The sequence below is a fragment of the Phyllobacterium sp. RCAM01083 genome (assembly GCF_055685835.1).
Map to the genome: position 1 here is coordinate 2,163,840 of NZ_JBVFZN010000005.1, position 12,512 is coordinate 2,176,351.

The 12,512-nt window shown below is 61.0% G+C and carries 12 protein-coding genes; 3 read left to right on the forward strand and 9 right to left on the reverse strand.

The genetic code is table 11. The annotated features are described in order from the left end of the window. Positions 1-13: 13 nt before the first annotated feature. Genes ACZ25R_RS17405 through ACZ25R_RS17415 form a run of 3 tightly spaced genes read right to left on the reverse strand, consistent with a single transcriptional unit; the run spans position 14 to position 2,447 of the window. Positions 14-262, reverse strand: a complete 249-nt coding sequence (locus ACZ25R_RS17405) for a DUF4170 domain-containing protein (RefSeq protein WP_105736221.1) — start codon at positions 260-262, stop codon at positions 14-16. A 45-nt stretch (positions 263-307) separates the two neighbouring features. Further along, on the reverse strand, positions 308-1,117 hold the full coding sequence (locus tag ACZ25R_RS17410) for a 3'(2'),5'-bisphosphate nucleotidase CysQ (protein WP_472461698.1): 810 nt from the start codon (positions 1,115-1,117) through the stop codon (positions 308-310). Then, positions 1,104-2,447 carry a TldD/PmbA family protein gene (locus ACZ25R_RS17415; RefSeq protein WP_472461699.1) on the reverse strand — a complete coding sequence of 448 codons (1,344 nt, stop codon included), beginning with the start codon at positions 2,445-2,447 and terminating at the stop codon, positions 1,104-1,106. Before ACZ25R_RS17415 ends, ACZ25R_RS17410 begins: the two co-directional genes overlap by 14 nt. Before the next feature lie 143 nt (positions 2,448-2,590). Between ACZ25R_RS17415 and ACZ25R_RS17420 the strand changes: the two genes are divergently transcribed. Both ACZ25R_RS17420 and ACZ25R_RS17425 read left to right on the forward strand, forming a co-directional pair. Further along, positions 2,591-4,411, forward strand: a complete 1,821-nt coding sequence (locus tag ACZ25R_RS17420) for a monovalent cation:proton antiporter-2 (CPA2) family protein (RefSeq protein WP_472461700.1) — start codon at positions 2,591-2,593, stop codon at positions 4,409-4,411. Positions 4,412-4,492: 81 nt separating this feature from the next. Further along, positions 4,493-4,663, forward strand: coding sequence for a hypothetical protein (locus ACZ25R_RS17425; protein ID WP_472461701.1), 171 nt, complete (start codon positions 4,493-4,495; stop codon positions 4,661-4,663). Positions 4,664-4,707: 44 nt separating this feature from the next. Here the strand turns inward: ACZ25R_RS17425 and ACZ25R_RS17430 are convergent, their stop codons facing one another. From ACZ25R_RS17430 to ACZ25R_RS17450, 5 genes are read right to left on the reverse strand one after another with little or no spacing between them, the layout of a single operon-like run. After that, complete coding sequence (locus ACZ25R_RS17430; RefSeq protein WP_464662822.1) at positions 4,708-5,610, reverse strand: patatin-like phospholipase family protein; 903 nt, start codon at positions 5,608-5,610, stop codon at positions 4,708-4,710. A 17-nt stretch (positions 5,611-5,627) separates the two neighbouring features. Continuing rightward, positions 5,628-6,914 carry a M16 family metallopeptidase gene (locus tag ACZ25R_RS17435; RefSeq protein ID WP_472462511.1) on the reverse strand — a complete coding sequence of 429 codons (1,287 nt, stop codon included), beginning with the start codon at positions 6,912-6,914 and terminating at the stop codon, positions 5,628-5,630. Positions 6,915-6,943: 29 nt separating this feature from the next. Then, entirely contained in the window at positions 6,944-8,410 is a 1,467-nt protein-coding gene (locus ACZ25R_RS17440) for a M16 family metallopeptidase (RefSeq protein WP_472461702.1), read from the reverse strand. 56 nt (positions 8,411-8,466) lie between these two features. Next, complete coding sequence (rsmD, locus tag ACZ25R_RS17445; protein ID WP_223611663.1) at positions 8,467-9,024, reverse strand: 16S rRNA (guanine(966)-N(2))-methyltransferase RsmD; 558 nt, start codon at positions 9,022-9,024, stop codon at positions 8,467-8,469. Between the two features lie 11 nt (positions 9,025-9,035). Beyond that, a complete protein-coding gene (locus tag ACZ25R_RS17450; protein WP_472461703.1) occupies positions 9,036-10,895 on the reverse strand; it encodes a pseudouridine synthase in 1,860 nt (619 codons plus the stop codon). Between the two features lie 108 nt (positions 10,896-11,003). Between ACZ25R_RS17450 and ACZ25R_RS17455 the strand changes: the two genes are divergently transcribed. Then, positions 11,004-11,435 carry a nucleoside deaminase gene (locus ACZ25R_RS17455; RefSeq protein ID WP_223612392.1) on the forward strand — a complete coding sequence of 144 codons (432 nt, stop codon included), beginning with the start codon at positions 11,004-11,006 and terminating at the stop codon, positions 11,433-11,435. On the opposite strand, the gene ACZ25R_RS17460 is transcribed toward ACZ25R_RS17455, so the two are convergent. Further along, entirely contained in the window at positions 11,432-12,418 is a 987-nt protein-coding gene (locus ACZ25R_RS17460; RefSeq protein WP_472461704.1) for an Lnb N-terminal periplasmic domain-containing protein, read from the reverse strand. The two genes, ACZ25R_RS17455 and ACZ25R_RS17460, sit on opposite strands and share 4 nt — an antisense overlap. Between the last annotated feature and the right edge of the window lie 94 nt (positions 12,419-12,512).

Below are 12,512 nucleotides of genomic sequence, written 5' to 3' on the forward strand. Positions count from 1 at the left end.
ACCGGAGAACCGGTCAGCTTGCCTTGCCCGTGTCGGGATCGAGCAATTTGTGCATGTGCACGATGAAATAGCGCATATGTGCGTTGTCGACGGTCTGCTGGGCTTTCGACTTCCAGGCGCGCTGTGCCGTTTCGAAATTCGGGTAGATGCCGACGATATCCAGCTTTTCCAGATCGCGGAATTCAACACCGCCGAGCTTCTTCAGTTCGCCGCCAAAAACCAGGTGAAGCAACTGCTTCGGTTCTGCTGTATTTTCGCTCATGGTCGCCCATCCGTTCAGTGATCAATCGTTGAATTTTCAGTCTGTTTAGCCGAAGGCGGTTTCGGCGACAACGTCCAACATGTTGTCCATCAATAAACCGCTGGCAGCGACAAGCGCGCCATGGCGATAATCGCCTGTCTCATTGTTGCGCAAACCATAGGTCAGCGGCTTGCCATTCGCCGTCAGGACATGACCGCCCGCCTCCGCAAGAATGAGATCGGCCGCCGCCAGATCCCAGTCATGGGAATTCGGCCGGACGAAGGTCCCGGCAATGTCACCCCGGGCAACCATGGCAATGCGATAGGCCAGCGAAGCGACGTAGGGCGCAGCAATCATGGATTGCTGGAAATGATCCGGCAGCTTCTTCAGGAATGGCCCCGGACCCGCCACCTTGAACGGAACGCCGCTGGTGCTGACATGAATGGCTGTGCCGTTCTGTTCAGCCCCCTGCCCTGGAAGCGCTGTGATCGTCTCGCCGCGCGCCGGACATTCCAGCACACCGGCCACCGGACGGCCATCCTCGATAACCGCCACGCTGACGCACCAGACATCCGACCCTTCGATGAAGGCGCGCGTACCGTCGATGGGATCGACGACGAAAAAGCGCCAACGCGCTGTCGCCGCGCGGTCATCGAGGGTTTCTTCGGAAATCCAGCCATAATCAGGACGGGCTGTCAGAAGCATGTCCTTGAGATATTTGTCCGCCGCAAGATCTGCCTCGCTCACCGGCGAATTGCCGGTCTTCATCCAGACCTGCGGGTCCTGGCGGAAATAGGACAGGGCGATACGCCCGGCGCCTTCAGCCGCCTCCCGGATCAGGGCTAGATCATCGCGATTTTTTTCACTTGCCGGCAAGAGTCATGCCTTCGATCAGGAGTGTCGGACTGGCGACGCCAAAGTTACGGTCAATATCGTTCGCCGCAACCATGTTCAGGAACATATCCTTCAGGTTGGAGGCTAGCGTGACTTCACTGACGGGATAGGCCAGTTCGCCATTTTCAATCCAGTAACCGGATGCGCCACGGCTGTACTGCCCGGTGATCATATCGACGCCCTGGCCAAAAAGCTCCGTGACATAGAAGCCATTGCCGACAGCGCGGATCAGGGCCTCCGGCGTTTCATCCCCAGGCTCAATGGCAAAATTGGTGGACGACGGAACAACGCTCGATCCTGAACGCACACCGCGGCCATTGGTGCTCAGCCCCAATTCCGCAGCCGTTGATGTGGACAGGAACCAGTGCTTCAAAACACCGTTCTCGACCATGGTCAGTGCTTCGCCTTCAATTCCTTCGCCGTCGAAGGGCCGCGAGGACGAGCCGCGGATGCGCAGCGGATCATCCGTGACATTGATGCTGTCCGCGAGAATCTTCTGGCCCATGCGGTCCTTCAGAAAACTGGTCTTGCGCGCAACCGATGCGCCATTGATGGCGCTGGAAAGATGGGACGCGATGCCGCGTGCCACGCGCGGGTCGTAAACCACATTGACCACGCCGGTCTTGGCCTGCCGGGCGCCAAGGCGTTTGACCGCGCGCGCGGCGGCAGAACGGCCGATGGCCGCCGGGTCCTCGAGTGCATCGAAATGCTGGCGCGAGGAAAAATCATAGTCGCGTTCCATCCCGGTACCCGTACCGGCGATGGCACTGACCGAACGGGAAAAACGCGACCCCATGTAATGGCCGACGAACCCGCCCGATGTCACCAGAACCATGCCGCCGAGCCCGGCGGAAGCCGACGCACCGCCGGAATTGGTAACGCCGTCAACTTCAAGGGCGGCAGCCTCCGCAGCCAATGCATCTTCGGTCAGCCGCGCTGCCGCAACGACCGTCGGATCATAGAGATCAAGATCACGGATAGTGCGCACCAGATTGGCCGGATCAGCCAGGCCTTCAAACGCATCGTCCGGCGAAACCTTGGCCATGGCGACGGCGCGCTCGGCCAGAATTTTCGGGTCGGAACCGGCGGTTGCCGATATGCTTGCCACTTTCCTGCCAACAAAGACGCGCAGGGAAAAATCGTCACTTTCCGACGATTCGGTCGCCTCGACCTTGCCAAGCCTGACGCTGACACCCGTGGACCGCGAACGCACGACAACCGCATCGGCGGCGTCGGCTCCGGCCCGGCGGGCGGCTTCGACAAGCGCAGCAGCATTGTCAACGAATTCGCGGGAATTGGCCGGCTCGATCATATTCATCCCTAGAGTTGATTGCATGATAGGATGCAAGGACATATCTGACCAATGATCAGACAATGCACTGCCTCCTATATGGTGCAAATTGGGGTCTATCAAGGCAAACACTGGTAACATTCGCAACAGACTGGGTCAGACTCATGCTTTCACAAAGCGGCAATCTCTACTTTCAGGCTCTGGCTCTGTTGGCTGGGGCGATCATTGCCGCCCCGTTGTTCAAACGGCTCGGGCTTGGGACGGTGCTGGGTTATCTCGCGGCGGGCCTGCTGATCGGGCCGCTGGCGAATCTCATCACCGATGGCGAACAGGTCCTGCATTTTTCCGAACTGGGCGTGGTTTTCCTGCTGTTCGTGATCGGCCTCGAATTGAAACCCACGCGCCTGTGGAACATGCGCCATGCGATTTTCGGCCTCGGCGCGGCGCAGGTCATTGTTTCCGGTGCGGCATTGACCGGGCTCATCCTCGCCTTCCATCTCGTCAACTGGCAGGCGGCTCTGGTCATCGGCTTTGGCCTTGCCCTGTCGTCCACGGCGTTCGCCATGCAGATCCTGGAAGAGCGCGGCGAGACCAATATGCCGCACGGGCAGACATCCTTTGCCATCCTGCTGTTCCAGGATCTGGCGATCGTTCCCTTGCTGGCCATGATTCCCGTGCTTGCACCCGGTTCCGCCCAGCATCAGGCGGATCCGCTTGGTAAATTCCTCATCGCCATCGTTTGCATCGGCGCCATCGTTGCGGTGGGCCGCTATCTCCTCAATCCGCTGTTCCGGTTCATTGCCAATACCGGCGCGCGGGAAGTGATGATTGCCGCCGCTCTGTTCGTCGTGCTCGGCGCCGCGCTGCTGATGCAGTTTGCCGGGCTGTCCATGGCCATGGGCGCGTTCATCGCCGGCGTCCTGCTGGCCGAATCGTCCTACCGGCACGAGCTGGAGGCGGACATCGAACCGTTCCGCGGTATTTTCCTCGGCCTGTTCTTCATGGCCGTCGGGCTGTCGATTGACCTCAAGGTCATCCTTGCCGACTGGGAGGCGATTCTTCTTGCGGTGCCCATGTTCATGGCGGTGAAGGCGCTGGTCGTCTACATCCTCGCGCGGCTGTTCCGGTGCAATCACAATGATGCGACCCGCATCGCCTTCTTCCTGCCGCAGGGCGGTGAGTTCGGTTTCGTCCTGTTCACCACGGCGGCGGCGGCCGGATTGCTCAGCACCTCGACGGCATCGGAGATGATCGCGGTGGTCACGCTGTCCATGGCCGTGATGCCGCTGTCGGTCGCCCTTGGCAACCGCTTCCTTGTCGACGCCCACGCGGAAGAACAGATCGACGAGGATTTCGACGGTGCTGCCGGTGCCGATGTGCTCATGATCGGCTTTTCCCGCTACGGGCAGATCGCCGCGCAGATCCTTTTGGCGGGCGGCACCAGCGTCACGCTGATCGATGCCTCGGCCGACCGCATCCGCGCCGCCTCGAAATTCGGCTTCCGCATCTATTTCGGCGATGGCACGCGCAAGGAAGTGCTGGAGGCAGCCGGTATCCGCCAAGCGAAAATCGTTGCCATCTGCACGCACAAGAAGGAGACCACCGACCGGATCGTCGAGCTCATCCAGTCGGAATATCCCGATATCAAGCTGTTCGTGCGGTCCTATGACCGGGGCCACACGCTGAAACTGCGCGCCCGCGGCGTGCAGTACGAATTGCGCGAGACCTTTGAATCAGGCCTGCTGTTCGGCCGCCGTACGCTTGAAGAGCTCGGAACCAGCGAAGATGTGGCCTACGAGATCATGGAGGACATCCGCCGCCGTGACGAGGATCGGCTGCACATCCAGGCGGCCGAAGGCCTGATGGCGGGCAATGACCTGCTGCTGACACGCCCGGTCACGCCGGAGCCGCTGATCAAGCCGACCCGCGAATCCAAGCGCATCGACACGGAAGAGATGCTTCCCGATCCTGAGCCGGCGGAGTGAGGTCGGTAAGACTACGGATTCTGATGAAACCGTGATCCTGATAAAAAGCGACGAACGTACACTCAGTCAGGCTCATTTATCATGGTGACATTCGCACTTGCAGCCGCCGACACACCAAAACCCGCCCTGCATCGCGGGTTTTGGACAGGAAAGCGCAACCGTCTTGCCATGGCACTCCTGTGGTATGCCATGGCGGCGTTCGGTATAGGTTTCTGGTGGGCCGTCTATCTCGAGGTATTGTCGTTCCTGTGAATGGACGCGGCCAACGGAACAGGCCACCTCTTGATTATAAGCCGCTATTCCTGTTCGGCATGTTCCGTATAGGCAATGGCGGCATCAACAGCCCGCTTCAATTCATCCTTGATACCGATCGACTCGTTCAGCACCTGTTCGACCCGTAGAAAATCCAGCACGCCAAACCGGGCAACGCTGGGCCGCAGGAAGATTGCCGGCGGATCGGTCCGCAACCGTGTCGCGATGATCGACTGCATCATCAGCTGGCTTGCGCCGAACATCGCATCAATCGACGACGGAAACTTGCGGCCGTCGCCTTCCGGGCCGCCGACCACATCGATACCGATGACGAACTGGGCCCTGTCCTTGAGATGATCGAAGGGCACCGGATTGTAGATGCCACCGTCGATCAGCACACGGTCGTCGCGGCGCACCGGGCGGAACAGCGCCGGGATGGCCGCGGAAGCGGCTATGGCGCTGAAGAGATCACCCTGATGGATGGGAATTTCCCGCTGGCCGTAAAAATCCGTTGCGGTGACGCTGAGCGGAATGGGCAGTTCCTCGAACGTATCGGGTATCTGTTCCGGCAGGAAGGTCTTGAGCAGCTTTTCAATGTTGAACTGGCTGAAGCGGATGCCGCCGCCGAACATTTCGCCAAAGGTCGCCGGGCGCAGGCGCCAGAGCCGCGCGGCGATTTCGGCGCGCCGCGACAATGTTGCCACCGCATAGTCGCGTATGTCCCGGCCGGACATGCCCGCTGCCATGCCCGCGCCCATGATGGCGCCGATGGAGGAACCGGAAATGGCGACCGGCCTGATGCCGAGCTCATCCAGCGCCTCGATGACATTGATATGCGCCAGTCCCCTCGCCCCGCCGCCGCCAAAAGCAATCGCAAAGCTTGGCGAACTGCTGACGACGCCGGTTCCCGCAGAACCGGAAACACTTTCGAGATCGCGTGCGCTCATGTCATATCCCCGGCTGATCAGGATTGGGGCGGCCCGATGATCAGAATGGCCGGATCGGTTTCAAGCAGTTTCCGCGCCGCTGCCTTCACCTGATCCAATGTCACAGCATTGATCAGATCCGCGCGCTTGTCGATATAGTCGCGGCCCAGATGCTCATCCTGCAGGCCGATCAGCGTGCTGGCGACGGCCGATGACGAATCCAGATTGTTGATGGCATAGGAGCCGACGAGATATTTCTTGGCCTCGACCAGTTCCTGCTCGGTCGGACCGTCCTTGGCCATGCGGGCAACCTCATCCTTGATGATCTGCAGGGTTTCCCCGGACCGGTCGGAGCGGGTTGCCGTGGATATGGTCAGGGCGGCCATATGATCCCTGCTGATGAGGGCTGAACCGGCGGAATAGGCAAGGCCGCGCTTCTCGCGCACTTCGCTGTAAATTCTCGAGGAGAAGGTACCACCACCCAGAATGTGATTCATGATGTAGGCCGGGAAGAAATCCGCATCCTGGCGCCGCACGCCCGGATAGACCATGGAAATGGATGTCTGCGGCAGGGGATAATCGACGCGGGTTGTCTTGCCCAAGGCCAGCTTGGCATCGCCAATCGGATCAAGCTGGGCCTTGTCCGGCAGATCGCCAAACACTTTGTCGAGCAACGGTCCCAGCTGTTCTGGACTGATTGCGCCGACAACACCGACAATAAGATGGTCACGGGCAAAGACCCGCTTGTGATAAGCGGCGAGATCATCGCGGGTGATCGATGCCAGGCTGGCTTCGGTGCCCTGCGACTGGCGGCCATAGGGATGATCGCCATACAGCGCTTCGGCGAACTTGCGGCCGGCGATGGTGTTCGGATCGCGCTCGGCGGCTTTGATGTTGGCGACCACCTGCTGGCGGATGCGGTCAATCGGCGCCTGATCGAAGCGCGGCTTATTGACGGCGAGCGCCAAGAGATCGACCGCTTCATCGCGCTTGTCGGCAAGCATGCGCATGGCGCCGGAAATGCGGTCATCCCCGGCACTGAAGCTCATTTCAGCGCCGACATCGTCGAGCTTTTCCTGAAACGTATCGGAATCGAGATCGCCGGCGCCCTCATCGAAAAGGCCGGTCATCAGATTGGCGAGGCCTTCCTTGCCCTTGGGATCCTGCGCCGAACCGCCCTGAAAGGAAAACCGCAGGGCAATCAGCGGAACGAAATCATCCTGAACCAGCCAGGCGCGAATCCCCTTGGGAGAAACGACTTCCTTGATTTCCACCGCATAGACCGGTGCCACGGCGAGGATGACCAGCAGCAAGGCGGCGGCCATCCGGTTGAAAGCGGGCGTCAACAGGCGGATCATTGGATGACTCCCTCGGTCTGTGGTTGCATCGGCGCGGTCTCACCCGTCGACGGTATCTTCTCGTCAGGCTTGCCGTTCTCCGGCATCAGGTAACTGGTCACCGAGCGCGCATCGACGAGATAGCGCTTGGCCACATCCTGAATATCCTGAACCTTCACCGCCTGGATGCGATCCGGCCATTCCTGAATGTCCTTGATCGTCTGACCGGTCGACAGCGTCGAGCCATAGATGCGGGCCATGCCCGCCTGGCTGTCACGGGCAAAGATGACGCTCTTCAGAAAGCGGTTGCGGGCTTTCTCCAGTTCATCTGATGTAATGCCGTCCTTGATGATGCGGGCAATCTGCGCATCCACGCCGGCTTCCACTTGCTGCAGGGAGGCTGAACCGCGCGGTGCGCCATAGACGGCAAACGTGCCGTCATCGAGCGCGCCGCCCTGGTAATAGACGCCGGCGCTGGCGGCCAATCCATCCTGCACGACCAGTGCCTGATAGACCCGGCTGCGCGTGGACCCGCCGAGGATTTCGCTCAGGAGGTCAAGCGCCTCGGCTTCACCGGGCTTGGCATTGTTGTAGGATGGCACCAGCCATATTTTCTGGAAGCTTGGCTGCGATACGCGCGGGTCGGCAAGGGATACGGTGCGCTTGGTGTTCTGTTCCGGTTCCTGCGGCCGCATGCGTTTGCCGGGTTCCGAACGGCGCGGCACCTTGCCATAGGTCTTTTCCGCCAGCGCCTTGACCGCCGCTGCATCGACATCGCCCGAGACAACCAGCGTCGCATTGTTTGGCGTGTAGAATTTTTCGTAGAAGGCGAGCGCATCCTTGAGGTTGAGCTGCTGCATCTCGTGCAACCAGCCGATAACCGGGAAGCGGTAGGGGTGGTTCTGATAAAGCGTCGCGTTGACCTCTTCCGACAGCAGGGCGGCGGGATTGGTATCGGTGCGCGACCGGCGCTCTTCGAGCACCACGTCGCGCTCGGTCTTCACCACATCCTCGTTCAGGATGAGGTTTTCCATGCGGTCCGCCTCATAGGTCATGACCATTTCAAGCGCCTGCGGCGACACCTGCTGGAAGAAGGCGGTGTAATCATAGGAGGTGAACGCATTCTCGCGGCCGCCGATTTCAGCCACCTTGCGGGAGAATTCACCGGCCGGATAGGTCTTGGTGGCCTTGAACATCAGATGTTCGAAGAAATGCGCAATGCCCGACTTGCCCGGGTCTTCGTCGGCTGATCCGACATGATACCAGAGCATATGGGTAACGACCGGCGCGCGATGGTCGGGTATCACCACCACTTCCAGACCATTGTCCAAACGGAAGGACGAGACGCCGGCACTATCAGCCTTTTGGACCTCCGCGGTGAGCTGCGCCATCGTCTGGGCATATGCGGGAAGAATGAAACCGGCGGTCGATACTGTTCCGGCCAAAACCAATGCCGCAATGGTACGGCTCACTATTTGCGACATCAATCTTCCTTCGCAATTCTGTTCAAAGCCGGAAGTTTTCCGGTCCGGTCGTTTGCTTAGCCGTTCAACGTGACAAATCGTATGATTGTTCCGCCGTAGTGGCGTTCTTCGGCCACCGAGAATCGCGAATCCAGGTTGATCACGGCCTCGGCTTCTTCTTCAAGCACGAGAAGTGTGTCGGGATTGAGCCAGCCGCCTTCAAGAGCGGATTTGAAGGCGAGCTCGCCCAGGCCCTTGCCATAGGGCGGGTCGGCAAAAACGAGATCGAACGGCTCGATCGTGCCGGCATCGCCGAGTTTGGCGGCATCGCGGCGGAAAATCTTGGTGTTGCCCAGCAAACCGAAAGCTTCGACATTGGTGCGGATCAGGCCGCGCCCTTCCGTCGACTCCTCGATGAAGACGCCATAGCGCGCGCCCCGCGATATGGCTTCAAGCCCCAGGGCGCCCGTGCCGGCGAAAAGATCCAGCACGCGCGTCGCTTCAAACTTTTCCGGATAATTGTGCACCAGAATGTTGAACAGGCTTTCCCGCGTCCGGTCCGTGGTCGGCCGGATGGCATTGGTATTCGGCGTCGCCAATGCCCGCCCGCGAAATTTGCCGCCGACAATCCGCATGAAGTCCACGCCTATGGCTTGGGCTTGCGTGGCGGACGGCCTGCGCCACCGCCGGAACCGCCGCGCGGACCTTTGGGGGCGCCCGATGGCGCACCACGCGGTGCCGCGCCTTTCGGTCCGCCATAGGGCCGGTCACCGGAGCGGCCATCCTGCCGGGTTGGGCGGCCACTGGTGCCGTATGGACGTTCGGCGCGATTGGGGCGCTCGGACTGGAAGGACGGCTTGCCGCCGGCGGCTTCCCGCTCCTTCAGTTCGGCGCGTTCGCGCTTGCCCACCCGTGGCGGGCGCGGTGGACGCGGGCCATCACGAGAACCTTCCGGCCGATCCGATCCGAAGGAACGCTTCGGACGCTCGGCCCGCTCGTCATCGCCGCGAGGCGGGCGCGGGGAATAGCTGCGCGGCTTGTCGCCGCCCGCATAGGCACCGGCAGGACGTTCACGCTGCGGGCGGTCACCCGCAGGACGCGCGGAACCTTCCTCGAAACGGCGCGGCCGTTCCGTGCGCGGCGCATCGGAATGGCGGCGCTCGCCGCGCGGTTCGCCGGTCTTTGCCTTGGGTTTGCCAACCGGGCGCGCGCCCGGCGCCATCCAGACATTGGCCGAACGGGCACGTGGAGGCGCGGCCTCTTCAGCCTTTGCGCCGCGCACACCCTTGGGGCCAGCGGCATCGCGCGGCTTGCGGTCGTCCGCACGCGGTGCACGGGCCGGACGTTCGTCGCGGCCGCCGCGTGCGTCGCGCGAGGCTCCTGGCCGTTCGCTGCGATCGGTCGTCAGGCGCGACAGGCCTTCTTCGCGCCTTTCGTCCTTGGACTTGCGCGGGCCACGGCTTTTCGCCACCGGCGCACTCGATATCCATTCGGAGGAACGGCGCGCCGGACGATCGGCAGCCGGCTGCTGTACCGCTTCGCCCTTCACCGCATCGTTGGAAAAGACATTGATGATCGGCGCCTCGAAATCGGCACCGGATTCTTCGATCAGGCGCTCGCCAAGCTGGTCGCGCAGCGTACGGCCGTTCATTTCCCGCACCGAACCCTCGGGCAGATCGCCAAGCTGGAACGGGCCATAGGAAATGCGGATCAGGCGATTGACGGACAGGCCAAGCGCACCAAGCACATTCTTGACTTCGCGGTTCTTGCCCTCGCGCAGACCCATCATGATCCAGACATTGGAGCCCTGCTCGCGTTCGAGCGTGGCTTCAATCGCGCCGTAGAACACGCCTTCGACGGCAATGCCGTCCTTCAGCGTATCGAGCTTTTCCTGGGTCACGCTGCCATGGGCACGCACGCGGTAGCGGCGCAGCCAGCCGGTGGATGGCAGTTCAAGCGCACGCGACAGGCCGCCATCATTGGTCAGCAGCAGAAGACCTTCGGTATTGATATCCAGACGTCCGACGGAAAGGACACGCGGCATATCCTTCGGCAGGGATTCAAACACCGTCTGGCGTCCTTCCGGATCGCGATTGGTCGTCACCAGACCGGCCGGCTTGTGGTAGAGCCACAGGCGCGTGCGTTCTTTCTGCGGCAACGGCTTGCCGTCGACTTCGATGCGGTCTTCACGCTTGACATTGATCGCGGGGCTGGCAAGCACCTTGCCATTGACCGAGATACGGCCTGCAGCAATCATTGTCTCGGCTTCGCGGCGCGAGGCTATGCCTGCGCGGGCAAGACGCTTGGCGATGCGCTCGCTGTCGTCGACCGGCGCTTCCTCATGCGATGATCTGCGCGGACCGCGCGTCGCGGGATCCCGCGCTCCGTCATCAAACTTGCGCGGAGCCGGACGGCCACCGCGGCCGCCATCGGCGCCCTTCTTGTCGAAGCTGCGCTTTTCAAAGGGACGTTTACCGCCCTTTCCGTCATCATTTGAACTGGTCATGGAATGTTTGCCTTTCAGCGGGGCTAACTACCAGCTATGACGGCAGCTTGCGAGTAAATTCTGGACCATGAGTGCAGCGTGAACCAAAAAACTGATCCTATGGGACCGATGGACCTTGCCCTGGCCGAGGCGAAGGCAGCGGCAAAACGCGGCGAAGTGCCCGTCGGTGCCGTTCTGGTGAAGGACGGCGTGGTTCTGGCGCAGGCCGGAAACCGCACCCGGGAACGCAACGATCCCACCGCCCATGCGGAAATTCTGGTCATCCGGCAGGGCTGCGAAGCGCTGAACGATGAGCGCCTGACGGGTTGCGATCTCTATGTCACGCTCGAGCCGTGCACGATGTGCGCTGCCGCCATTTCCTTCGCCCGTATCCGGCGATTGTACTACGGGGCGCAGGACATCAAGGGCGGCGGCGTGGAAAACGGCGCGCGATTTTTTGCCCAGCCCACCTGCCATCACGCGCCGGAGGTCTATTCCGGCTTCCGCGAGCAGGAAGCTGAAACCATCCTCAAGGAATTCTTCCGCGCAAAGCGGCTCTAATTGTCGGTGCGTATCCGGGCGGTAAAGTCCTCCGCCTTGTCGGCATCCATGGCGCGCTGGTTGATCAAAGCCGCCTCAATCTCCGCTTCGAGCGGCTTGCTCCGGTCGATGGCACCAAGATCATAGAGATAACCGGGCAGGTAACCGGAAAGGATGACGCGGTAGTCCAGCGGCACTCCGGGCGTGATTGCCCGGATCATGTCAAAGATCACCGTCGTGCAATTGGCCGTCACCGTGTTGTAGAATTGCGCCTGCTTGGACAGCCGGTTGCCGGTGTCGAGGTAGGAGAGAAACAGCGCCTGCCGCATTTCCGGTGTCAGGTTGACCCGATACCGATACACATCCTCCTTGCGGATATTGCTGCGCAACCGGATGATGTCGCGCTCGTCGGCGGCGATCATCGCCAATTCGAACTGTTTGAAAAAGCCGCCGATTTCCGAGAACTGCTCGTGCCGCTTCTTGCGGATCTCGGCCGAGAAAACCACCTGATCACCATTGTTGAAACCGAAACTCACCAGCGTATGCGCAATGGCCGGGCTCGACCAGTACGACAGAAACACATCCACCGACGCCAGATTTTCCAGATCGTAGGACCGGACTTCCCAGCGCGGCGTGTAATCCGTCTGGCTGCGCCATTCGAAATTGCGGACATTGGCCAGCGTCACATGATTGCCCACCAGTGTTCCCGTAACGGTCTGCGCCACGTCATCCGCCCAGATGCGATTGAGCGACGGAGTTATGGTGCTCCACCAGAACAGGAGGGCCGCCATGACCGGAATGAGCACAATCAGGGCGCGCCGAACCCGCCCCGTTACCTCGAGCCAAAGAACCACAAGCCCGATCAGGACCCAGACAATCACACCGCCCGTCACACCGGGCAGGTCCAGAGGAAGTTGATACCAGAGCGCAAATCCGCCCCAGAAAAAACCGAAGGCTGTCAGGAGAATGAGAATAATCAATCCGGGAAGACGCAAAAGACGCAAGATCGGTGGCCCTCAACTGACAAGCTGTGACGCAATAGTCTCGGTACATCAAGGCAAAGGCAAGACGCTTTCTGACGTCCAAAAAAGAAAGGCT